Source organism: Streptomyces sp. NPDC001270 (assembly GCF_042896695.1).
Classification (GTDB): domain Bacteria; phylum Actinomycetota; class Actinomycetes; order Streptomycetales; family Streptomycetaceae; genus Streptomyces.
Window position 1 is genome coordinate 25,714 of sequence record NZ_JBIAXM010000043.1, and the last position, 22,043, is coordinate 47,756.

The window sequence follows — 22,043 nt, forward strand, 5'->3', positions numbered from 1 at the left end:
GGCGGTGCGGGCCACGACGAAAGAGCCGCCCGCGCCGCCGGCCGAAAGTCGCCTGTGCGCCGGACGCGGTGTGAGTACCCCCAGAGCGGCGCGGATGTGCGCATGGCGGGACGAAATCCTCCGCACGCGCGGCGTGATCCGCGCGCGGGTCCTGCCGTCCGGGCGCCGAGGTTCTAATCTCCCCGCGTGGAGCATGAGCCGAGTGACGAAGTGATCGTGGTCGGTGGCGGGGTCGTCGGGCTGACGACGGCCGTGGTGCTGGCCGAGGGCGGCCGGCGGGTGCGGGTGTGGACGCGGGAACCCGTCGAGCGGACCACCTCGGCGGTGGCCGGCGCGCTGTGGTGGCCGTACCGCATCGAACCGGAGCGGCTGGTCGGCGACTGGGCGCTCACCTCCCTCGTCGTGTACGAGGAGTTGGCGCGGCGGCCCGAGCGGACGGGCGTACGCATGGTGGACGGCGTGCATCTCGGGATCCGCCCGGCGGACCTGGGGCCGTGGGCGGCGCGGGTGCCGGAGCTGCGGGCCACGGACGACGGCGACGGGGTGCGGGCGCGGCTGCCGTTGGTCGACATGCCGGTCCATCTGGTGTGGCTGCGGGAGCGGCTGACGGCGGCCGGCGGGGTGGTCGAGGAGCGAACGGTGGCGGACCTGGCCGCGGTGCCGGCCGCCGTCGTGGTCAACTGCACCGGTCTCGGCGCCCGTGCGCTGGTGCCCGATCCGGCGGTGCGGCCGGTCCGGGGGCAGTTGGTCGTCGTGGAGAACCCGGGGATCACCACCTGGTTCACCTCGGTCGACGACTCCGCGGGCGATTCGGCCTACTTCTTCCCGCAGCCGGGCGGGCTGATCCTGGGCGGCACGGCACGGCCGGACGAGTGGTCCCTGGAACCCGATCCGCGCATCGCCGAGGAGATCGTCGCCCGGTGCGCGGCCGTCCGGCCGGAGATCGCCGGGGCGCGGGTGCTGGGGCACCGGGTGGGCCTGCGTCCGACGCGGCCCGCGGTACGGCTGGAGCACGGGACGCTCCCGGGCGGGCGGACGTTGGTGCACAACTACGGGCACGGCGGGGCCGGGGTGACCGTGGCCTGGGGATGTGCCCGGGAGGCGGCCGGCCTGGCCGACACCTGAGCGCCGGTGCCGTGGCCCCGGCACCGTCCGGGGACGGTGCCGGGGCGACTCGCCGCGCGACCGGGCGACGGCGGGCAGGCGAGCCCGGTGGGACGGCGGGGCAGCCGGGCGACGGTGGGGCGGCCGGGCCGGACCCGGCCGCCCCTCCCCCGGTCAGCTCGCCGGGACGCGCTGTACGGCGTGCGGCGCCCGGACGCCGGGCAGGGCCGTGGTCCCGGGTGCGGTGGAGGGCGCGCCCGAGGTGGCGCGGGCGAACGCGGCCGTGCCGCCGACCAGCGGTACCCGGGCGGACGTACGGGCCAGGTCCAGGGTGAGCGTGGGCGTGTCGGCCGGCGGATCGATGAGGCCCCTGTCGGTGCCCGCGACGATCAGCGCCAGGCGGTGGCCCGCGGGGACGACATGGTCGGTCGCGGCCAGGTCGAGCGTGATCGTGTACGCCCTGCCCGGAGTGAGCGGGACGCCCTTGCCGCTGTCGGCGTAGGTGCCGAGGTCGGCCCAGCCGCGGCTGAGGACCGTGTAGCCGACGGAGGTCGTCTTCGCCCGGGTCTGCTTGAAGCAGGCGCTGTCGCCCGGTGTGCTCTCGCCCCAGCAGTCCCGGTCGGTGCCGGTGGTGATGCCCTCGCCCGAATCGGCGTAGTCCCGGACGGTGTCGGGGCCGAGGTCGACGAGGACGGCGGACAGATGGGCCGTCGGGGTGGTCGGGGTGGCGGTCACGGTCACCGCGGAGGACCCGGACAGACGCAGGTCGCGGACGAGCGGACCGGTGACGAACCCGGCCTTGTCGGCGGTGGACCTGCCGATCGCCGCGGCCCAGTCGGTCTCGCTCAGCCCCGGGTCGTCGGTGAAGCTCTCGGTGCCGTGGCCGGGGCGCAGGCCGAGTGTGCCGACGCCCGGCAGGTCGCCCGCGGCGGGCCGCAGGGTGGTGGTGCCGGTGTCGCGCGGCGGCCAGAGCGCGGAGGTGACCCACTGGTCGGGCCGGCGTTCGATGTCGGCCATCGGCTCGCGGTCGATCCCGTTGTCGTAGCCGAGGAGTTCGTGGTCGAACCAGCGGTGCAGGGTGTCCGCCCAGGCTCCGCGCCGGAAGTCGAAGGGGTCGACGTGGCCGGTCTGGGAGAGCCAGATCTTGCGCTCGACGCCGTGCGCGGCGAGGGCGTCCCACCACTGGCCGAAGTTCTTGGTGCGGACGTTCAGGTCCTGCATGCCGTGCACGAGGAAGACGCTGGCCCGGACCTTGCCGGCGTCCTTGACGTAGTCCCGTTCGCTCCACAGCCCGGTCCAGTCGCCGGTGCGCGGGGCGCCGTCGACGAGGGCGCGCTGCACGGCGGCGCACCGGCCGAGGGCGTCGTCGCTCTCGACGGCGCCGGCCAGCCAGTCGGGTCCGGAGTCGTACAGCGGCGCGCCCTGGGCGAAGTAGTAGTCGTACCAGGAGGAGATCGCGCTGATCGGGACGATCGTCCGAAGTCCCTCGACGCCGGTGGCGGCCACGCCGTTGGCGATGGTGCCGTCCCAGCTCTTGCCGATCATGCCGGTTCTGCCGTTGCTCCAGTCCGCGGTGACGGTGGTGGTGCCGGTGCGGCTGGTGTAGGCCCTGGCGCGGCCGTTCAGCCAGTCGATCACGGCCTTGGCGGACCGGATGTCGGAGCGTCCGCCGACGTCGACGCATCCGTCGGAGCGGTTGGTGCCGGCGAGGTCGACGCCCACGACGGCGTAGCCGCGCGGCACGAAGTAGTTGTCGTAGAAGAGCGGCATCTGGACGACGCGGCCCTGGGCGTCGTACGTCTTCAGCTGGCTCTCGTTACCGCGCCCGCAGCACGAGTAGTAGGGGCTCGCGTCCATGATGACGGGGATCCTGCGGCCTTGCTGGGCGGGTTCGCGGGGCCGGACGATGTCGGCGGCGACCCGGTCGGTGTGTCCGTCTCCGTCGGCGTCGAGGCCGGTGTCCACCCAGACGGCCTCGCGGACGGCGTTCGCGTAGGAGTAGGCCGGCCGGCTCTCCCGGGCTGCCGGGCCGGTGGCGGCCTGGGCCGTCGGAGTGAGGAAGGCGGCCGTCAGGGCGACGACGGCGGCTGCCGCGAGCGGTCTCCAGATCGTGAAGCGCATACGTTTCGGCATGCGCGGACGGTACCCCGGCCAACTCCCGTGAAGAAGAGGACACGTGGGGCACGGCCGGCCGGAACGCACGCGTGGCACGGGCCGGGTCATGACGGCCGAATGGCGATCGTGTGACAGCGGGGGCCGTGGACACGTCAGGGGGCGGCGGGACTGAATAGGCTTCGAACAGACTTGGTGCCCCTACGACTTGGAGTTCTCGTGCACCGCAGAATCTTCGCGCCGGGCGCGCTCGCAGCGGCCTCCCTCCTGCTGGCGGTACCGGCGTCGGCCGCGAGCTACACCCCCGGCGCTCCGGGCATCGGCGACCCCTACTACCCGTACTACGGCAACGGCGGTTACGACGTCTCCCACTACGACCTGCGGCTGCAGTACCAGCCCGCGACGGACGAACTCGACGGCACGGCGACGATCCTGGCCCGGACCACGCAGGACCTGTCCCGCTTCGACCTGGACTTCCTGCTGGACGTGAGCGAGGTCCGGGTCAACGGCGCCAAGGCCGCCTTCGCGACCTCCGGCGAGCACGAGTTGCAGATCACCCCGAAGACGCCGCTGGCGAAGGGCACGCCGATCACGGTCGTGGTCCGCTACAGCGGAGTGCCGTCCACGAAGACCGCGTACGGGTTCTCGACCTGGCACCGCACCCCGGACGGCGCCGTCGCCGCGGACGAGCCCGAGGCCGCCTGGTGGTGGTACCCGAGCAACGACCATCCGCTCGACAAGGCCACCTACGACGTGTCGGTGGCCGTGCCGGACGGCACCCAGGCCATCTCCAACGGCACGCTCCAGTCGACCAGTTCCAGACTCGGCTGGACCCGCTACACCTGGCGCCAGAACAAGCCGCAGGCCACCTATCTGACCACGCTCGCGGTCGGCAGGTTCGACATCACGACCAGCACCTCCGAGGGCGGGGTCCCGGTCGTCAACGCCTACAGCAAGGACCTCGGGGACAACGACGGGGCGGCCCGGGCGAGCGTGGAGCGGACCGGGGAGGTCGTCGACTGGCTGAGCGGGTACTTCGGCCCGTACCCGTTCGCCTCGGCCGGCGGCTATGTGCCCAACACGACCACCAGCTACGCACTGGAGACGCAGACCCGGGTGTTCTACAGCCCGAAGCAGTTCGCGAACGGCTCCAACACCTCGGTGGTCGTGCACGAGCTGGCCCACCAGTGGTACGGCGACTCGGTGTCGCTGAAGGACTGGAAGGACATCTGGATCAACGAGGGCTTCGCCCGGTACGCGCAGTGGCTGTGGTCCGAGCACGAGGGCGAGGGCACCGCGCAGGAACTGGCGGACTACACGTACGCCTCGCACCCGGCCGACGACCCGTTCTGGACGGTGGCGCCCGGCGACCCCGGCCCGGACAACCAGTTCGACACCGCCGTGTACGACCGGGGCGCGCTGGCCATCCAGGCGCTGCGCAACGAGATCGGCGACGACGCGTTCTTCGCCGTCCTGAAGGGCTGGCCGAAGGAGCACGCGTACGGCAACGCGTCCGTGGCGGACTTCCAGAAGTACGCCGAGCAGGTGTCCGGGAAGCCGCTGGCCGCGCTGTTCGACACCTGGCTGTTCCAGCCGGTCAGGCCGGCCGCGCCCGCGGCGCGCGCCGCGGCCGTCGCCGAGACCAAGGCCGCTCCCGTCCGGCCGAGGTCGTGGAAGAAGATCGCGGCGACGAACGACGCGCGCTGAGCGCTCCACGGGGGGCGTGATCCGCCGATCCCCGTCCGCGGGTGCGCCGTGGCTGGTCACCGCCCTTCTCGTCTCGCTCGAACAGGGGGACCCGCAGTCCCCCGCGCCCCTTGAGCAGGGGTGTTGCGATGACCACTGGAACGAAAGCAGCCGAGGCCCCCACGCGGTTTCACCGTGGTGGTGGGACAGCGATACTGCTGCACATGACGACCGACGCCGAGGAGCCGCCCCTCACCATCGACGAGCTGGCCGCGCGGGCCGGCGTCACGGTCCGCACGGTCCGCTTCTACAGCACCAAGGGCCTGCTGCCGCCCCCGGTGATCGGGCCGCGCAGGGTGGGTCACTACGGGCCGGGTCACCTCGCGCGGCTCGCGCTGATCGAGGAGTTGCAGCGCCAGGGCATGACGCTGGCCGCGATCGAGCGCTATATGCACCGGCTGCCGCCTGATCTGACCGCGCGCGACCTGGCCGTGCACCGCGCGGTGGTGTCCTCGTGGGCCCCGGACGCGGCGCGGACCCTCACCCGCGCGGAACTGGAGCGCCGGGCGGGGCGTCCGCTGGACGAGGGTGATCTGGACCGGCTGACGGCGATGGACGTCGTCGAGCGGGCCGGGGACGCGTTCCGGGTCGACCTCGGGCTGCTCAGGCTCGGTGTCGAACTGCTCGACGTGCCGCTGTCGCAGGAGTCGATCCTCGCCGCCCGCGGCGTCCTGCTGGAGCACGCCCGCGCGGCGGCGCACGAGATGTCGCGGCTGCTGCGCGACGAGGTGGCGGAGCGCGACGCCCGCGACGTGCGCTCGCTGTCCGCCCATATGCAGCCGCTGGTCGTCCAGGCCCTGCTGACGGCCTTCCAGCGGTCCCTGAAGGAGGAGCTGCGGGTCTGGCTGGGGGACGAACAGGCGCCGGGGCCGTCCCGGCCGGCGAACGGACCGTCCGGGCCGTCCGGATCCTCCTGACGGGCGGCCCCCGGGGAGAGCCGCCCCACCGCGGTGCCGCCGCCCTCAGCGGGCGTCGGTGAAGACCTCCCCCTTCTCGGCCTTCTCGACCAGCAGGGCGGGCGGGGTGAACCGCTCGCCGTAGCGCGCGGCGAGTTCACGCGCGCGGGCGACGAAGCCGGCCGGCCCGGTGCCCGTCCCGGCGCCGCCCTCGTAGCCGTTGATGTACTGGAGGACACCGCCGGTCCAGCCGGGGAAGCCGATGCCGAAGATCGAGCCGATGTTGGCGTCGGCGACCGATGTCAGCACGCCCTCCTCGAGCAGCCGTACGGTGTCCAGCGCCTCGGCGAACAGCATGCGCTCCTGCATGTCACCGAAGGGGATCCGATGGCCGGGCCGGGTGAAGTGCTCGCGCAGCCCCGGCCACAGTCCGGTGCGCCGGCCGTCCGCGTCGTAGTCGTAGAACCCGGCGCCGCCGCTGCGGCCGGTGCGGCCGAACTCGTCGACCATGCGGTCGATGACGGCCTCGGCGGGGTGCGGCGTCCAGGTGCCGCCCGCCTCCTCGACGGCCCGCCTCGACTCAGTGCGGATCTTGCGGGGCAGGGTGAGGGTCAGCTCGTCCATCAGGGAGAGCACCTTCGCCGGGTAGCCCGCCTGCGCCGCCGCCTGCTCGACGGAGGCGGGCTCGATGCCCTCGGCGACCATCGCCACGCCCTCATTGATGAAGTGGCCGATGACGCGGGAGGTGAAGAAGCCGCGTGAGTCGTTCACGACGATCGGCGTCTTGTTGATCTGCCGGACCAGGTCGAAGGCGCGGGCAAGGGCCTCCTCGCCGGTGCGCTCGCCCTTGATGATCTCGACGAGCGGCATCTTGTCGACCGGCGAGAAGAAGTGCAGCCCGATGAAGTCGGCCTGCCGCTGGACGCCCTCGGCGAGCGCGGTGATGGGCAGGGTGGAGGTGTTGGAGCACAGCAGCGCGTCGGGCGCGACGACGCTCTCGATCTCCTGGAAGACCTTGTGCTTGAGCGCGGTGTCCTCGAAGACGGCCTCGATCACCGCGTCACAGCCCGCGAGGTCGGCCACTTCGGCGGTGGGCGTGATGCGGGCGAGCAGTGCGTCGGCCTTCTCCTGGGTGCTACGGCCCTTGGCGACGGCCTTGGCGCACAGTTTCTCGGAGTAGCCCTTGCCGTTGGCGGCCGCCTCGGGGGAGACGTCCTTCAGGACGACGTCGATGCCCGCGCGGGCGCACGCGTAGGCGATGCCCGCGCCCATCATCCCGGCACCGAGCACGGCCGCCCTGCGGACCCGGCGGGGCTCGATGTCCCGGGGCCGGTTGGCGCCGGAGTTGACGGCCTGGAGGTCGAAGAAGAACGCCTGGATCATGTTCTTCGCCGTCTGCCCGGCGGCCAGTTCCACGAAGTAGCGGGCCTCGACGACCTCGGCGGTGGCGAAGTCCACCTGGGAGGACTCGACCGCGGCGGCGAGGATGCCCCGCGGGGCCGGGTAGGGGGCGCCGTTCGTCTGCTTGCGCAGGCTGGCCGGGAAGGCGGGCAGGTTGGCCGCGAACTTCGGGTTGGCCGGGGTGCCGCCCGGGATGCGGTAGCCGGGCCTGTCCCAGGGCTGCTGTGACTCGGGGTGGGCGTCGATAAACGCGCGCGCCTTGGCCAGCATCTCCTCGGGGGTGCCCGCGACGTCGTCGATCAAACCGTTCTCCAGCGCGCGCCGCGGGTTGTACTGGGTGCCCTGGAGGAGCACCTTCAGCAGTGCGTCGGTAATGCCGAGCAGCCGTACGGTGCGGACGACGCCGCCGCCTCCGGGCAGCAGGCCGAGGGTGACCTCGGGGCAGCCGATCTTCGAACCGGGTGTGTCGAGGGCGATGCGGTGGTGGCAGGCGAGAGCGATCTCGTAACCGCCGCCGAGGGCGGCGCCGCCCAGCGCCGCGACGACCGGCTTGCCGAGGGTCTCGATGCGGCGCAGGTTGCGCTTGATCGCCATGCCGCCGTCGAAGAGTTCCTGGGCGGTCCCGGGCGTGACCCGGATCAGGTCGCGCAGGTCGCCGCCCGCGAAGAAGGTCTTCTTGGCGGAGGTGAGGATGACGCCGCGGATCGAGTCGCGCTCGGCCTCCAGACGGTCGGTGATCGCGGCCAGCGACTCCCGGAACGCCTGGTTCATGGTGTTGGCGGACTGGTCGGGGTCGTCGAGGACGAGCGTGACGACGCCGGTGTCGTCCTGTTCCCAGCGGATGGTGGTGCTCGTGGTCATGAGGGGTCTCCGTAGAAGTCGGGAAGTCTGCCGCTGGGGAGGTCAGATGCGTTCGACGATCGTGGCGATGCCCATGCCGCCGCCCACGCACAGCGTGGCGAGGCCGTAGCGCTTGTCCTGGCGTTCCAGTTCGTCGACGAGGGTGCCGAGGATCATCGCTCCGGTGGCGCCGAGCGGATGGCCCAGGGCGATGGCGCCGCCGTTGACGTTGACCTTGTCCAGGGTGAGGCCCATGTCCTTCACGAAGCGCAGGACGACGGCCGCGAACGCCTCGTTGATCTCGACGAGGTCGATGTCGTCGATGGTCAGCCCGGCCCGGGCGAGCGCCTTGCGGGTGGCGGGCGCGGGTCCGGTGAGCATGATGGTGGGCTCGGAGCCGGAGACGGCCGCGGAGACGATCCGGGCGCGCGGGGTGAGTCCGTTGTGCTCACCGGCCTCCTTGGAGCCGATGGCGACGAGCGCGGCGCCGTCGACGATGCCGGAGGAGTTGCCCGCGTGGTGGACGTGGTCGATCTTCTCGACCCAGTGGTACCGCTGGAGCGCCACGGCGTCGAAGCCGGCGAGGTCGCCGATGTCCGCGAAGGACGGCTTCAGCTTGGCGAGCGAGTCGGCGGTGGTGCCGGGCCGCGGGTGCTCGTCGTGGTCGAGGACGACCAGGCCGCTGCGGTCCCTGACCGGGACCACGGAACGCTCGAAGCGGCCCTCCTTCCAGGCGGTGGCCGCGCGTTCCTGGGAGAGCGCGGCGTACTCGTCGACGTCGCGCCGGGAGAAGCCCTCGATGGTGGCGATCAGGTCGGCGCTGATGCCCTGCGGGACGAAGTTGACGGCGAGGTTGGTCATCGGGTCGTTGAACCAGGCGCCGCCGTCCGAGGCCATCGGCACCCGGGACATCGACTCGACGCCGCCCGCGAGCACCAGGTCCTCCCAGCCGGAACGGATCTTGGCGGCGGCCATGTTCACCGCCTCAAGACCGGAGGCACAGAAGCGGTTCTCCTGCACGCCCGCCACCGTGTCCGGCAGTCCGGCCGCTACGGCGGCGATCCGGGCGATGTCCGAGCCCTGGTCGCCGACCGGGCCGACGACGCCGAGCACGATGTCGTCGATCGCCGCCGGGTCGAGGCCGGGGAAGCGGGCGCGGATCTCGTGGATGAGGCCGACGACCAGGTCGATGGGCTTCGTGCCGTGCAGGGCGCCGTTCGCCTTGCCGCGTCCGCGCGGGGTGCGGATCGCGTCGTACACGTACGCTTCGGTGCTCACTGAGGGGCCTTTCCACGAGGGTTGCGGAGCGAGGGGAGTTCGGGCTGCGCGGGGGGAGTCAGGGCCGGTCCGCTGTGGTCCGGTGCGCGATGGGTCCGCCGGGCACGGCTAGGGGGAAGGCGGTTCCATCATGCGTCGTCCCCGCCGGGGGCGCAGAGCAAGCCGGGCACGTTCCAGTCGTGCGCCACGTCCGCGGTGTCCGCCCCGGGCCGGGCGGGGCCGGAGCGGACCGCGGTCGGGGTCGCGGAGAACCTGGGCGCCGGGGCCGGCTGGGTGATGCCGGCGTGGTCGGTGAAGGTGCCGCGGGCGGCGAGGTGCGGGTGGTGCGGGGCCTCGCGCAGCGACAGGACGGGCGCCACGCACGCGTCGGAGCCCGCGAAGACGGCCGTCCACTCGTCGCGGGTACGGGACTTGAAACGGGCGGCGATCCGCTCGCGCAGTTCACCCCATCGGGTCCGGTCCTTGCGGGCCGGGATCAGCTCGTCCAGGCCGAGCAGCCGCAGGAACTCCTCGTAGAACTGCTGTTCAAGGGCGCCGACCGCCAGGTACCCGCCGTCGGCGGTCTCGTAGGTGCCGTAGTACGGGCAGCCGCCGTCCAGCAGGTTGGCGGCCCGCCGGTCCTGCCAGCCGCCGGCGGCCAGCATGCCGTGGATCATCGCGGTGAGATGCGCGGTGCCGTCGACGATGGCGGCGTCGACGACCTGGCCCGCGCCGGTCTCGCGTACGTGGTGGAGGGCGGCGAGCACGCCGACGACCAGGTAGAGGGAGCCGCCCGCGTAGTCCCCGACCAGGTTGGCGGGGACCGGGGGCGGCTCGTCCGGGGCGCCGATCATGCCGAGGGCGCCGGTGACGGCGATGTACGCCACGTCGTGGCCGGCGCGGTCGGCGAGCGGACCGTCCTGTCCCCAGCCGGTCATCCGCCCGTAGACCAGTCGTGGGTTGCGGGCGTGGCAGTCCTCGGGCCCGACGCCGAGCCGTTCGGCCACGCCCGGCCGGAAGCCCTCGATCAGGATGTCCGCCCGTTCGGCCAGGTCGAGGACGCGGGCCGGGCCGTCGGCGGACTTCAGGTCGACGACCACGGAGCGCTTGTTGCGGTTGGTGACGTCGTGGGCCGGATCGACGGCGAGCCCGGGAGTCCCGGGCCGGTCCACGCGGACGACGTCGGCGCCCAGGTCGGCGAGGAGCATGGCGGCGAACGGGCCGGGTCCGATACCGGCCAGTTCGACCACGCGCAGCCCCGTGAGCGGGCCGTGTCCCTTCGTCGGCGTCTTTGCCGTCGTCATGCGGCCCCCAGTCGATGTGACACAAACGATGTAACACCATCGATGCTAGGAACACGTTCCACCGCGCACAAGGCCGGAGGGCCAAGCGCTCGGCCAAGTTACCCATAGTCACCCGTGCGTCGCCACGACCGGCCGCACACGAGGGCGGTGCGCCGGGATCGGCGTGGGCGCCGGGTTCGGCCAAGGGCCGGCGGGGTGCGGTCGGCCCTGCCGCGGCGACGAAGGACGGCAGGCCCGGGGAACGCCGGCGCCGGGATCACCCTCCGGCTGACTCCCGCCGTCCAGGACGGGTCGTCATCGGACCCAGCCGGCCAGGGTGTAGATCATTCCGGCCGTCCAGGCGAGGCCCGCCAGGACGGCGAGGGCCAGCGCGAGGGCCGCGGCACGTCCGGCGGGACGGGGACGCCGCGGCACCGGCCGCGGGCAGGGAGGTGTCGTCATGGGGCCCAGCCTGCCGGTCGAAAGGCGGAGCCACATCCGTACAGGTACTCAGACGGCGCATCCGCGGCACGGCCGCGACCGCGGATGCGGACCGTGCGTACGGACGGCGGCGCAACCACCGTCCCCGTCGCGCCCATCCTCTCCCTCCGTTTGAGACTTTCCGGAGGGCGGCGACGCTGCTACCGGGGTTCCGTTCGGAAAAGTGCCAACAACCACTTGAATGAAACAATGGAAGCCCAAGGTTTGAGGTCCAAGGAGGGGAAACGTGAAGTTCGTTCTGGAGGTCACGGTCGACGACACGGCGGCCGCCGTCGACCGGGCGGCGGAGCTGGGCCGGATCCTGCGCTACTGGGGCGGAAACCTCGGTCACTACGCGCTCGAACCCGGAGACGGCTCGGCTGTCTACGACTCCGGGTACCGCGAGGTCGGGGAGTGGCGGATCGTCGCCTCCTGAAGCGCCCGGCGGCACAGCGCGTCCGCCCGGCGGGTCGTCTCCGGGAGCCGGAAACCCGCGGTGAGCGCGAGCGTATGGGCGCAGGCGTTGTCCAGGCTCATCCGGTGGCCGACGGAGACGAAGACCGGCTTGACGGCGTCCCGCGTGCGCAGGGCGCGGCCGACCTCGTCGTCGCCCGCGCGCAGCGGGGTGGCGCTGCCGCGGCCCGGTGCCGGGTCGTCGTGGGCGAAGGTGAACGGGTTCTTGGCGACGCCGATCGTGGGCAGGCCGGTGAGCACGCCGAGGTGGCTCGCGAGCCCGAAGCGGCGCGGATGGGCCAGCCCGTAGCCGTCGCAGACGACCGTGCCGGGCGGGCCGGGCAGCGCGTCGAGCGCGGCCAGCACGGCGGGGATCTCACGGAAGGCCAGCAGCCCCGGCACGTACGGAAAGGCCACCGGGCCGACGGCGGTCGCCTCGGCGACCACCTCCAGGGTGGCCGCGTCCAGCGTGACGGCCGCGGCCGCGACGAGGTCGCGCCCGTCGTCGTAGGCGACGTCGACCCCGGTCACCCGGCCCGTCCCGGGCGGCGGGCCGGGCTCGTCCAGCACCACCCGGCCCCGCAGCGCGTCCTGCACCGCGCGCGCCTGTTCCTCGGTCACGGGCCAGTTCTCGGGCAGCGCTACGGTCGTCATGGTGCGGACGAGCCTACGGGGCGGCCCGGGATCACAGGTCGCCGAGGGCCCGTCGCAGCTGGTCCTTGTTCATGTCCGAGCGGCCGTGGATGCCGCGCCGCCTGGCCTCCTCGTAGAGCTGGTCGTAGGTGGGCCCCTGCGGGCCCTTGCCCGAGCGCAGGCCGCCGCGCCGGCCGGAGGACATGTCCTGGAGCGAGACGCGGCTCGCGGTCCTCGACTCGCCCGTGCGGGCACGCTCCTTGTTCACGGTCCTGGCGGCGATCTCCTCGGCGCGTCGCCTGCTCGCACCGCGGTCCAGCTCGCTCTGCCTGATGTGCTCGTACTGCCGCTCCCGCTTGGGACTCGAACCCCGTGGCACGACCGCTCACTTCCTCTCACGCTCGGCATCGTGTCGGGTGCCGTCGCCGAGTACCCGGGATCCGCGCTCCGGCGTCAGCTCTCCAGGCGTGCCACCCGCCCCTGCTCCCCCGCCGCCCAGCAGCTCAGGTCAGGGGTGCAGGTCACCGTGTCGTACGAGCCGGTGTCGATGGTCCGCCAGGTACGGCCGGCGTCGGTCGTCAGGTCGGTGCCGGTCGGGCCGACGGCGAGGGCCGCGGTGCGGCTGTGCGGGAGCCAGGCGACGCCGGAGCGGTAGGCGGGCGGAGCCGTGGCGGCGGGCCGCCAGGTCCGTCCGGCGTCGTAAGTGCCGGCCGCCGCCCGGGGCGAGGGCCGGTCCGGGCGGTAGTCGCCGCCGACGGCGAGGCCGTGGGTGCGGTCCCGGAAGGCGAGGGCGAAGACCCCGCGGGCCGGGTCGCCCGCCGGCAGCGGTGTGCCGGCGGCGGTCCAGGTCAGTCCGCGGTCGGCGGAGTGCAGCACGCGCGCTCGGGCGCCGCCGCCCGTGGCCAGCCAGACGTCCGCGGACCCGGACGTCACCAGGCACTGCCCACTGGCCGCGAAGCCCGCCTCGCCGTCCAGGGCGGGCGGCATGCCGGCGGCCGGCAGCACCCGCCAGCTGTGCCCGCCGTCGGAGGTGGAGAGGATGCGGAACCTGCCGTCCACCGGGTCGCTCATCGCGAGGCCGTGGCGGCGGTCGAAGAAGGCGAGGCAGTCGTAGAAGGACTTCGGGTCGGTGTTGCGGAAGGACTCCGTCCAGGTGACGCCGCCGTCGTCGGTGCGGTAGACGCGGGACGCCTCGCCCTCGCCGATGGCCAGCACCACGGCGCGGTGCGCGTCGAACGCCTCGACGTCGCGGAACTCCAGGCCGTCCGCGCCCGGCGGAGAGACGTTCCGCCAGCTCGCCCCGCCGTCCGTGGTGCGCAGCACGGTGCCGCCGGTGCCGGCCAGCCAGGCCGTGCGGCGGTTCACGGCCGACAGACCGCGGAAGCGGACCGCGGGGGTGCCGGTGTCCTTGAGTTCCCAGTGAGGGGCGCCGTGATCGAGCGGCCGGGCCTCGGCGGGTCCGACGGTGAGCGCGGCCAGCGCCGCCCCGCAGGCCACCCCCGCGGCCACCACTCGACTCGTACGTCCCCTGCGTCGCGTGCTCCCCAAGCGCCTCATGGCGGGCGAAGCTAGCCCACTCCCCCGCCCCCGTCCAGGGCCCGGGACACTCCCGCGCACAGGTCCGGACCGGCGCGCCACCGAAGGCGCAGGCATGGATGCGGTGACAGAGGTCACTCGAAACGCGTGTGCACGGAAGCGGCCGTTTCGTCGTCTCTTCCAGTGCCAGGGTGACCACCCGCACGTTGGTCCAGCCGTCACGAGGGAGCAAGGCGTTGTCCATCGTCATCGAGCAGCCCGTAGAGGCCCGCCTCGTCGCCGCCGCCCCGCGCATGCAGAGCTTTCCCGCCACGCTGCGCTACGACCGGCGCGATCCGTTCGCCGTGTGCATGACCTTCCCGGGCCCGGCGACCCTGGAGGGCGTGGAGGTCTGCTGGACCTTCGCCCGGGACCTCCTCGTGGCCGGCCTGCACGGCAGCGAGGGCAGCGGCGACGTGCGGGTGCGGCCGTACGGGTACGACCGCACCGTCCTGGAGTTCCACGCCAGCGAGGGCACGGCGATCGTGCACGTCCGCTCGGGTGAGATCCGCCGGTTCCTCCGGGCCACCAGCGATCTGGTGCCGCTCGGCCTGGAACACCTCCAACTCGACCTCGACCGCGATCTGGCCGAGCTGATGCGCCGCCCCTGACGGCCGCCGCCGCACAGCCTCGCGGCGGTCCGAAATCGCGTTGACAGCCGCCGGACCCCCTCGTACGGTGCTGAGTGGTCCTGTTGCCGTCGATGGGAGAAGGACGTTGCTCGTCTGAGGTCCTGAGACACCGCGTCACACCCGTGAGGTGTGCGTCTGCGTGCGACCTCGGCGTCCGAGCCGTCCTTGGGCACAGGCGATTTTTCATGGCCCCGGTCCCCGGTTGCCGCCCAGCGGTGCCTCGACACGCGTTTGCCCTGACCGCACCAAGCAACCGCGAGGCCCCCATGTCACCTTCCCTCACCTGCACCTCCCTGTCCTTCGCCTGGCCCGACGGCACCCCCGTCCTCGACGGTCTCGACGCCGCCTTCGCCGCAGGCCGCACCGGGCTCGTGGGCGTCAACGGATCAGGGAAGTCGACCCTGCTGAAGCTGCTCGCCGGCGACCTCACCCCCTCCGCCGGCACCGTCCGGGTGACCGGCGAGATCGGCTACCTCCCGCAGAACGTCACGCTCGACACCGCGCTGCGCGTCGACGAGGCCCTGGGGATCGCCGCCCGGCGGGCCGCCCTGCACGCCATCGAGGCGGGCGACGCCTCCGAGGAGCACTTCGAGGCGGTCGGCGACGACTGGGACGTCGAGGAGCGCGCGGTCGCCACCCTGGGCGAACTCGGCCTGGGCCGCATCGGTCTGGACCGTACCGTCGGCGAGGTCTCCGGCGGCGAGTCGGTGCTGCTGCGGCTGGCCGCGCTGCTGCTGCGCCGGCCGGACGCGCTGCTGCTCGACGAGCCCACCAACAATCTCGACCTGTACGCGCGCAGGCGGCTGTACGCGGCCGTCGCCTCCTGGCCGGGTGTGCTGGTCGTGGTCAGCCACGACCGGGAACTCCTCGGCCTGGTCGACCAGATCGCCGATCTGCGCGCCGGACGGATCACCTGGTACGGCGGTGACTTCACGGCGTACGAGGCGGCGCTCGCCGCCGAACAGGAGGCCGCCGAGCGCATGGTGCGCGTGGCCGAGGCCGACGTCCGCAAGCAGCGGCGCGAACTGGCCGACGCCCAGGTCAAACTGGCCCGCCGCAAGCGGTACGGGCAGAAGATGTTCGAGCAGAAACGCGAACCGAAGATTGTCATGGGGGCGCGCAGACGCGCGGCGCAGGAGTCCGCGGGCAAGCACCGCATCCTGCACGAGGAACGGCTGTCCGAGGCCAGGGAGCGGCTCGACGAGGCCGCGGAGGCCGTACGGGACGACGACGAGATCCGCGTCGACCTGCCGTACACGGCCGTGCCGCCGGGCCGTGACGTCCTCACCCTGCGGAATCTGGAGCTGAGGTACGGAGCGCGCATCGGCGGCCTCGACGTGCGCGGGGCGGAGCGGATCGCGCTGGTCGGACGCAACGGCGCGGGCAAGACGACGCTGCTGCGCACCGTCGCCGGTGAACTGGCTCCGGTGGCGGGCGAGGCGACGGCGCACGTACCGCTGCGCTTCCTGCCGCAGCGGCTGGACGTCCTCGCCGGCGGGCTGACCGTCGCCGAGAACGTGGCCCGGTTCGCGCCGGACGCCACCGGCAACCGGATCCGCGCCCGGCTGGCCCGGTTCCTGTTCCGCGGCGCCCGGGCCGACCGGAAGGCGGCGACCCTGTCCGGCGGGGAACGCTTCCGGGCCGCCCTGGCCGCGCTGATGCTCGCGGAGCCCGCGCCGCAGCTCCTCATGCTCGACGAGCCGACGAACAACCTGGACATGGCGAGCGTGCGGCAGCTGACCACGGCCCTGGAGTCGTACGAGGGGGCCCTGCTGGTGGCCAGTCACGACCTGCCGTTCCTGAAGTCGGCCGGCATCACCCGCTGGCTGCTCCTGGAGGACGGCGAACTGAAGGAGACCACGCCGGAAGCGGTCGGGGACCCCGTCTAGCGCCACGGCATGCGGCCCGCAGGCCGGGGCGGCACGCGGCGCACCCCACGGCCCTGCGCCGGGGGATGTTCCGGGTGTCGCCCCGCCCCGCATGATGGCGGACCGGCGCCGCGTGAAGGGCACCGACGCCGCCCGCCGCCACGGAGATCAGCCGTGCCCGGCAAGAAGGCTCTCGTCCGCCGCCCCGGCCCGCGCCTCGCCGACGGTCCGGTGACCCATGCCGAACGGCGGGAGGTGGACGTGGACCTGGCCGTCGAGCAGGAGGAGGCATACGTGGGGACGCTGCGCGCGCACGGTTGGGCCGGGGCGGACGCACCGACGCGGCCGGTGTGCGGCAATTGCGGGCGGTCCTCGAACCCTTGGGCGCCCGTGTGGCCGCCGTGCCGGTGGGCAAGGTGCTGCACCTGAAGTCCGCGGTCACCGCCCTGCCCGACGGCACGGTGCTCGGGCACGTCCCGCACGTGGACCGGCCCGCCCTCTTCCCCCGCTTCCTGTCGGTGCCCGAGGAGTCCGGCGCGCACGTCGTGCTGCTCGGCGGCGACAAACTGCCGATGGGCGCCGGCGCGCCGAGGACACGGGAGTTGCTCACCGAGCCGGGCCACGAAGTGGTGCCGGTGGACATCGGCGAGTACGAGAAGCCGGAGGGCTGTGTGACGTGCCTCTCGGTGCGGTTGCGGGATTTGTACACCTGACGGCGGCTCCTGCCGTCGCCGGCTCAGGACCACGGGCCGCGGACCAGCGCCGGTGCCGGGAACCGCACCCGCGCCGTATGCTCGCTCCTACCGCTGAGACGCCGCTGAACAGCACTTGTTTACGCCACACTTAACCTACGGCTTCGTAACCTACGGTCTCGTAGCCTACGATCGCGTAGGTTTCCGGCACCGCTCGCCGGTTCTCGTTGTTCTTCCCCCATGCGCCCGTCGTCCCCCTGGAGTTCCTGTGACGATCACCCCTCCCCACCTCGGCAGCCCGTCCGTGTGGACCGATGCACGGCTGCTGTACGCCCTGGAGGAAGTGGTCGAAAAGGAACTCGATCGCCATCTGAAGGTCACCCGGGACTGGATGCCGCACGAGTACGTACCGTGGAGCGACGGACGCAACTTCCCCGGTTTCTTCCCGGACGGCGAGGTCTGGAGCAAGGAGCAGTCCAAGGTCACCGAGATCGGCCGGACCGCGCTCGTGGTGAACCTGCTGACCGAGGACAACCTGCCGAGCTACCACCACGAGATCGCCACGCTGTTCGGCCGGGACGGCGCCTGGGGCACCTGGGTGCACCGCTGGACGGCCGAAGAGGGCCGGCACGGCATCGTGATGCGCGACTACCTGCTCGCCTCCCGCGCGGTCGACCCGGACAAGCTGGAGCAGTTCCGGATGACCCACATGAGCGAGGGCTTCCAGTCGGACAACCGGCACTCCATGCTGCACTCGATCGCGTACGTCGCCTTCCAGGAGCTGGCAACCCGCATCTCGCACCGCAACACCGGTCACCAGTCGGGTGATCCGGTCTGCGACCGGATGCTGGCCCGGATCGCGACCGACGAGAACCTCCACATGGTCTTCTACCGCAACCTGCTGAAGGCGGCCTTCGAACTCGCGCCCGACCTGACCATGCAGTCGGTCCGGGACGTCGTGGTGGACTTCCGCATGCCCGGTCACGGCATCCCCGGCTTCGAACGCGCCGCCGCCCAGATGGCCATCGGCGAGGTCTACAACCTGCGTATCCACCACGACGACGTGCTCCAGCCCGTGCTGCGCTTCCTGAAGGTCCTGGAGCTGGACGGGCTCGGTCCGAAGGGGCGTCAGGCGCAGGAGGAGATCGGGATGTTCATGGGCGGGCTGGACGCGGAGGCCGCGAAGTTCGACGAGCGGCTGGCCGCGCGCAAGGCCCGCATGGCGGCACGCGCCGTCGTCTGAGCCGCGGCACCCGAGGCAGAGCGGACCCCCCGAGGCGCACCGGACTCACGGTGCGCCCCTGCCCGTGCGAGGTCACCCGGCTGTGTGCCGGGACCCGTGCGGAGTTTCCCCCACCACGCGCCCGGGCTCGTCACGGTGGGGCGGGCGCCGTCGGCCGGCCGACGGCGCCGCCAGGAATCCGGCCGGCCGGCGCCGGCTCAGCAGACCCCGCTGTCGGCGATCTTGACCGTCGCCGTGGTCCGGCCGTTCTGGGTGCCGAGGCTCTCGATCTTGTCCACGATCTGCTGCCCCTCGGCCACCTCGCCGAAGACGACGTGCTTGCCATCGAGCCAGTCGGTGACGATCGTGGTGACGAAGAACTGCGAGCCGTTGGTGTTCGGCCCCCTGTTCGCCATGCTCAGCAGGTAGGGACGGTCGTGCTTGAGGGTGAAGTTCTCGTCCTCGAAGGTACCGCCGTAGATGCTCTTGCCGCCGGTTCCGTTGCCCTCGGTGAAGTCGCCGCCCTGCAGCATGAAGCTGGGGATCACCCGGTGGAACACCGATCCGGCGTAGCCGAAGCCGGGCTTGCCGGTGGCGAGCTGCCGGAAGTTCTCAGCGGTGCGGGGCACCACGTCGTCGAAGAGCCGGAACACGATCCGGCCGGCGGGCTGCTCGTCGATCGTGATGTCGAAGTACACGTTCTCACTCATGGCCGCCAATCTATCGTCCGCCGGTGACCGCCTTGCGACTACGGTCGGCCGGCCCGCTCCGCCTCGTACGACGGCGCCCCGTGCACGCGGTCGTACGAGGTGGAGCGGGCGACGAGCGGAATCCCCGGCCCGCCCGGCGGGGAGGGAGCCGGGGCCGGGGCGTGGACGGGGCCAAAAGCGCGCCGGTCTGTCCGCGTCCCCACCGTTCAGTGGGGTGTGCGCCGCAGCTCCAGCCGTTCCTTCTCCGACAGGCCGCCCCAGACGCCGAACCGCTCGTCGTGGTCCAGCGCGTACTCCAGGCACGCGGAGCGGATCGGGCACAGGCCGCAGATCCGCTTCGCCTCGCGCACGGAACTGCCGGGCTCGGGGAAGAAGAAGTCGGCCCCGGTCTGTGCGCACAACGCCCCCTCCTGCCAGGCGAGGTCGGGCGAAGTGATCGAATCGAAGTGCATGGCCAGGATCGTGCCGTCCGGCGAAAAACGTTCGCTCAATGCCGGCTCAACGCCATGCCCGGGGCCTCCGGTCGTCCCGATGATGCTCCGCGGGCGGACCATGGCGCACGGCGGCGCGCGGGAGTCGCGGCACACCGACGCGATCTGGCCGGTCACCCCGAGTGGCCGCGGGACCGCCCGGCGGGCCGGGACCGGCGGGCGATCGTCAGTGGGCGGTGCGAGACTCGGCTGTGCACAGGACGGGACCCTTCCGAGGAGGGCGATGATGCTCACCACCCGTTTCGTCGACGGCGCCCCCAACTGGATCGACGTCGGCACGGCCGACCTCGACGGCACCGCGGCCTTCTACGGCGGTCTCTTCGGCTGGCGTTTCCGGCCCGCGGGACCCGGTGCCGGCGGCTACGGCTTCTTCGAGCTGGACGGCAGAACCGTCGCGGGGGGTGCGCCGATCGCCCCGGAGCAGGGCCCTCCTGCCTGGACCGTGTATTTCCGGAGCGAGGACGCCGAAGCCACGGCCGACGCCGCCGAACGCGCGCACGGACAGGTGTTCTGCCGGCCGATGGACGTGGGGGCGCAGGGCCGGCTGGCGATGCTGGTCGACCGGGCGGGCGTACCGTTCGGGGTCTGGCAACCCGGCCATCTCAAGGGCATGGACATGGCGAGCGAGACCGGCGCCCTGTGCTGGGTCGAGCTGTACACACCGGACATCGCCGCGGCTGCCGCGTTCTACCACCGGACGCTCGGTCTGGAGACGTCGGCCGTGCCCTTCCCCGGCGGCACGTACACCTGCGTCAATCCGGCCGACGGCGGGGAGGAGGCGATGTTCGGCGGGATGGTCGCGCTGGCCGACGACCCGACGGAGGCGGCGGCCGGCGCGTACTGGCTGCCGTACTTCGGGGTCGCGGATCCCGATGCCGCGGTCGCCCGGGCGCTGGAGCTGGGCGGCACGGTCCGGGTGCCCGCCACCACGGTGGAGGGCGTCGGCCGGATGGCCCGGCTCGCCGATCCGCAGGGCGCCCGCTTCGCGGTGCTCAGGGGCGAGCCCCCGCAGGAGTGAGGGACCGTCCGCCGCACCGGAGCCGGGCAGCCGCTCCGGAGTCGTCGGACCCGTGGGAAGACGGCGGCGTGCGGACGGCGATGCCGAGCATCCGGCCCGCCCGGACGCCCAGGACCCGCGCCGGGCGAAGCGGCGGGCGGACCGGCTCCGGGTACCCGACCTGTCCGGCCGCCCGCCGAGCAAGCCGGACATCGCTCTGACCAGCCCGGACACCGTTCGGGTCGATGGGACAGGGGGAACCCCTTGCTGCCGGGATTTCCGTACTGCGAGCATTCCGACAACGCGCACACCGGCCGGCTGTGACGACAAGGCGTCCGTCGCCGGCGCACGGACGTCGGACGGCGCGCCACCGGCGATCAGCCGCGCCGTCGTGGCCCTCGGCCGTTCAGCACCCGAGGACGCGGCCATCAGCACCTGCACGGGGCGGCCACGACACCTGCACGAGTTGAGGGGCAGACTTGCACGTGACCGAGTTCAGTACGGAGATCGTTCCGGCGCCGGAGCGGTTCGCGCTGTGGGAGGACACCACGGCACGCACCCACATGCCCAACCGACTGCACAGCCGGGAACTGGACGACTTCCGGGCCCGGATGCGGATCGTCGACCTGCGGGAGTTGCAGGCGTCCGCGATGGTGTACCCGCACCTGAGGATCGCGCGGACGACGAAGACGATCCGGCAGTCCGACCCGGAGATGTACCAGGTCAACTACTTCGCCAACGGAACGGGCGTCCTCTCCACGGCCGGGGGCGACACGGTGCTGCGGCGCGGCGACCTGGTGCTCATGGACAGCAGCCGCCCCTACCACGGCGATGTCCACCACTGCCCGGGCAGTTGGTCGCACATGACCGTGCAATGCCCTCGCGACCTGCTGCCCCTGCCGGAGAAGACGGTACGGAAGCTGCTCACCGTCCCGATCAGCGGGCGCCACGGCATGGGCGGGGTGTTCGCCCGCTGGCTGGCCGATCTCACCGCGCACGCCGCCGAGCACACCCCGGCCGCCGGCCCGGCCCTGGCCTCGGTCACCATGGACCTGTTCGCCTCCGTCCTCGCCCGCCGGCTGGAAGCCGACGCGGAGCTGGACCCCCGGTCCGGTCAGGGAGCCCTCCAGGTGCGCGTCCGGGACTTCATCCAGCGGCACCTGGCCGACCCGCGCCTCAGCCCCGAGACCGTCGCAGCCGCCCACGGGATCTCGGTCCGCCGTCTGTACCAGCTCTTTCGCGACGAGGACGTCGGCGTCGCCGCGTGGATCCGTGCGCGCCGCCTGGAACGCTGCCGCCGTGACCTCGCCGACTCCGCCCAGCTCTCCCGCTCCATCCAGACCATCGCGTCCCGCTGGGGCTTTCCTGACCCGGCCCATTTCAGCCGCACGTTCCGCGCCGCCTACGGGATGTCCCCCCGCGACTACCGGCACGCGGCCGCGTCGCGGGTCCCGGTCACAGCGCCGGCCCAGGACCGCGTGGGACGGGCGGACCGCTAGTGCCCCAGCGCCGGGGGGGGGGCCCCGGGGCCCCGGGGCCCCGGGGCCCCCCCCCCCCGGGGGGGGGGGCCCCCCGCCCCGGGGGGGGGGGGGGGGACGCCGCGGGGGGGGGGGGGGCCCCGGGTGTCCCCCGGGGGGGGGGGGGGGCGCCG

At 72.9% G+C, this 22,043-nt stretch carries 19 protein-coding genes and 1 pseudogene; 10 read left to right on the forward strand and 10 right to left on the reverse strand.

Annotated elements, in window-relative coordinates; genetic code table 11:
- Positions 1–210 precede the first annotated feature (210 nt).
- Positions 211–1,125 carry an NAD(P)/FAD-dependent oxidoreductase gene (locus ACFY2B_RS40335; protein WP_390768061.1) on the forward strand — a complete coding sequence of 305 codons (915 nt, stop codon included), beginning with the start codon at positions 211–213 and terminating at the stop codon, positions 1,123–1,125.
- 153 nt (positions 1,126–1,278) lie between these two features.
- On the opposite strand, the gene ACFY2B_RS40340 is transcribed toward ACFY2B_RS40335, so the two are convergent.
- Positions 1,279–3,237: a Xaa-Pro dipeptidyl-peptidase gene (locus ACFY2B_RS40340; protein WP_390768036.1), complete on the reverse strand. Its 1,959-nt coding sequence runs from the start codon at positions 3,235–3,237 to the stop codon at positions 1,279–1,281.
- A gap of 198 nt (positions 3,238–3,435) precedes the next feature.
- On the opposite strand from ACFY2B_RS40340, the gene ACFY2B_RS40345 reads away from it, so the two are divergent.
- A complete protein-coding gene (locus ACFY2B_RS40345; protein WP_390768037.1) occupies positions 3,436–4,923 on the forward strand; it encodes a M1 family metallopeptidase in 1,488 nt (495 codons plus the stop codon).
- A 203-nt stretch (positions 4,924–5,126) separates the two neighbouring features.
- Positions 5,127–5,879, forward strand: a complete 753-nt coding sequence (locus tag ACFY2B_RS40350; RefSeq protein WP_390768038.1) for a MerR family transcriptional regulator — start codon at positions 5,127–5,129, stop codon at positions 5,877–5,879.
- 45 nt (positions 5,880–5,924) lie between these two features.
- Here the strand turns inward: ACFY2B_RS40350 and ACFY2B_RS40355 are convergent, their stop codons facing one another.
- From ACFY2B_RS40355 to mmpA, 4 genes are all read right to left on the reverse strand, one after another.
- Positions 5,925–8,120 carry a 3-hydroxyacyl-CoA dehydrogenase NAD-binding domain-containing protein gene (locus ACFY2B_RS40355; RefSeq protein WP_390768039.1) on the reverse strand — a complete coding sequence of 732 codons (2,196 nt, stop codon included), beginning with the start codon at positions 8,118–8,120 and terminating at the stop codon, positions 5,925–5,927.
- A gap of 42 nt (positions 8,121–8,162) precedes the next feature.
- A complete protein-coding gene (locus tag ACFY2B_RS40360) occupies positions 8,163–9,377 on the reverse strand; it encodes an acetyl-CoA C-acetyltransferase (RefSeq protein WP_390768040.1) in 1,215 nt (404 codons plus the stop codon).
- 128 nt (positions 9,378–9,505) lie between these two features.
- Positions 9,506–10,660 (reverse strand): CaiB/BaiF CoA transferase family protein, encoded by a 1,155-nt coding sequence (locus tag ACFY2B_RS40365; RefSeq protein WP_390768041.1) that lies wholly within the window; start codon positions 10,658–10,660, stop codon positions 9,506–9,508.
- A gap of 294 nt (positions 10,661–10,954) precedes the next feature.
- The gene (gene mmpA, locus ACFY2B_RS40370) at positions 10,955–11,101 is read right to left on the reverse strand and encodes a morphogenic membrane protein MmpA (protein ID WP_390768042.1); all 147 of its coding nucleotides are present in this window, start codon (positions 11,099–11,101) and stop codon (positions 10,955–10,957) included.
- 265 nt (positions 11,102–11,366) lie between these two features.
- On the opposite strand from mmpA, the gene ACFY2B_RS40375 reads away from it, so the two are divergent.
- The gene (locus tag ACFY2B_RS40375) at positions 11,367–11,555 is read left to right on the forward strand and encodes a hypothetical protein (protein ID WP_390768043.1); all 189 of its coding nucleotides are present in this window, start codon (positions 11,367–11,369) and stop codon (positions 11,553–11,555) included.
- Here ACFY2B_RS40375 and ACFY2B_RS40380 read toward each other — a convergent pair.
- The 3 genes from ACFY2B_RS40380 to ACFY2B_RS40390 form a co-directional block, all read right to left on the reverse strand.
- Positions 11,504–12,226: an endonuclease V gene (locus tag ACFY2B_RS40380; protein WP_390768044.1), complete on the reverse strand. Its 723-nt coding sequence runs from the start codon at positions 12,224–12,226 to the stop codon at positions 11,504–11,506. The genes ACFY2B_RS40375 and ACFY2B_RS40380 overlap by 52 nt on opposite strands.
- Before the next feature lie 31 nt (positions 12,227–12,257).
- Entirely contained in the window at positions 12,258–12,584 is a 327-nt protein-coding gene (locus ACFY2B_RS40385) for a plasmid stabilization protein (protein ID WP_390768045.1), read from the reverse strand.
- Between the two features lie 74 nt (positions 12,585–12,658).
- The gene (locus ACFY2B_RS40390; RefSeq protein WP_390768046.1) at positions 12,659–13,762 is read right to left on the reverse strand and encodes a WD40/YVTN/BNR-like repeat-containing protein; all 1,104 of its coding nucleotides are present in this window, start codon (positions 13,760–13,762) and stop codon (positions 12,659–12,661) included.
- A gap of 215 nt (positions 13,763–13,977) precedes the next feature.
- Here ACFY2B_RS40390 and ACFY2B_RS40395 point away from each other — a divergent pair, with 215 nt between their 5' ends.
- The 4 genes and pseudogenes from ACFY2B_RS40395 to ACFY2B_RS40410 all read left to right on the forward strand — a co-directional run bounded on the left by ACFY2B_RS40395 (position 13,978) and on the right by ACFY2B_RS40410 (position 18,215).
- Positions 13,978–14,391 carry an SsgA family sporulation/cell division regulator gene (locus ACFY2B_RS40395; protein ID WP_390768062.1) on the forward strand — a complete coding sequence of 138 codons (414 nt, stop codon included), beginning with the start codon at positions 13,978–13,980 and terminating at the stop codon, positions 14,389–14,391.
- 287 nt (positions 14,392–14,678) lie between these two features.
- Positions 14,679–16,301: an ABC-F family ATP-binding cassette domain-containing protein gene (locus ACFY2B_RS40400; protein WP_390768047.1), complete on the forward strand. Its 1,623-nt coding sequence runs from the start codon at positions 14,679–14,681 to the stop codon at positions 16,299–16,301.
- A gap of 153 nt (positions 16,302–16,454) precedes the next feature.
- A pseudogene (locus ACFY2B_RS40405) lies at positions 16,455–16,993 on the forward strand (hypothetical protein).
- Positions 16,994–17,240: 247 nt separating this feature from the next.
- Positions 17,241–18,215 (forward strand): acyl-ACP desaturase, encoded by a 975-nt coding sequence (locus ACFY2B_RS40410; RefSeq protein ID WP_390768048.1) that lies wholly within the window; start codon positions 17,241–17,243, stop codon positions 18,213–18,215.
- Positions 18,216–18,412: 197 nt separating this feature from the next.
- Here ACFY2B_RS40410 and ACFY2B_RS40415 read toward each other — a convergent pair whose 3' ends face one another.
- Together ACFY2B_RS40415 and ACFY2B_RS40420 are read right to left on the reverse strand one after the other, a co-directional pair.
- Complete coding sequence (locus tag ACFY2B_RS40415; protein ID WP_390768049.1) at positions 18,413–18,904, reverse strand: peptidylprolyl isomerase; 492 nt, start codon at positions 18,902–18,904, stop codon at positions 18,413–18,415.
- A gap of 206 nt (positions 18,905–19,110) precedes the next feature.
- Positions 19,111–19,356, reverse strand: a complete 246-nt coding sequence (locus ACFY2B_RS40420; protein WP_390768050.1) for a WhiB family transcriptional regulator — start codon at positions 19,354–19,356, stop codon at positions 19,111–19,113.
- A 265-nt stretch (positions 19,357–19,621) separates the two neighbouring features.
- Between ACFY2B_RS40420 and ACFY2B_RS40425 the strand changes: the two genes are divergently transcribed.
- Both ACFY2B_RS40425 and ACFY2B_RS40430 read left to right on the forward strand, forming a co-directional pair.
- Positions 19,622–20,413, forward strand: a complete 792-nt coding sequence (locus ACFY2B_RS40425; RefSeq protein WP_390768063.1) for a VOC family protein — start codon at positions 19,622–19,624, stop codon at positions 20,411–20,413.
- Between the two features lie 464 nt (positions 20,414–20,877).
- Entirely contained in the window at positions 20,878–21,891 is a 1,014-nt protein-coding gene (locus ACFY2B_RS40430; RefSeq protein ID WP_390768051.1) for a helix-turn-helix domain-containing protein, read from the forward strand.
- Positions 21,892–22,043 lie beyond the last annotated feature (152 nt).

Coding starts and splice junctions, on each gene's coding strand:
- ACFY2B_RS40425 (WP_390768063.1), top strand. CDS start 19,622: ATGCTCACCACCCGTTTCGTCGACGGCGCCCCCAACTGGATCGACGTC.
- ACFY2B_RS40390 (WP_390768046.1), bottom strand. CDS start 13,762: ATGAGGCGCTTGGGGAGCACGCGACGCAGGGGACGTACGAGTCGAGTG.
- ACFY2B_RS40340 (WP_390768036.1), bottom strand. CDS start 3,237: ATGCCGAAACGTATGCGCTTCACGATCTGGAGACCGCTCGCGGCAGCC.
- ACFY2B_RS40415 (WP_390768049.1), bottom strand. CDS start 18,904: ATGAGTGAGAACGTGTACTTCGACATCACGATCGACGAGCAGCCCGCC.
- ACFY2B_RS40365 (WP_390768041.1), bottom strand. CDS start 10,660: ATGACGACGGCAAAGACGCCGACGAAGGGACACGGCCCGCTCACGGGG.
- ACFY2B_RS40350 (WP_390768038.1), top strand. CDS start 5,127: ATGACGACCGACGCCGAGGAGCCGCCCCTCACCATCGACGAGCTGGCC.
- ACFY2B_RS40400 (WP_390768047.1), top strand. CDS start 14,679: ATGTCACCTTCCCTCACCTGCACCTCCCTGTCCTTCGCCTGGCCCGAC.
- ACFY2B_RS40420 (WP_390768050.1), bottom strand. CDS start 19,356: ATGCACTTCGATTCGATCACTTCGCCCGACCTCGCCTGGCAGGAGGGG.
- ACFY2B_RS40355 (WP_390768039.1), bottom strand. CDS start 8,120: ATGACCACGAGCACCACCATCCGCTGGGAACAGGACGACACCGGCGTC.
- mmpA (WP_390768042.1), bottom strand. CDS start 11,101: ATGACGACACCTCCCTGCCCGCGGCCGGTGCCGCGGCGTCCCCGTCCC.
- ACFY2B_RS40380 (WP_390768044.1), bottom strand. CDS start 12,226: ATGACGACCGTAGCGCTGCCCGAGAACTGGCCCGTGACCGAGGAACAG.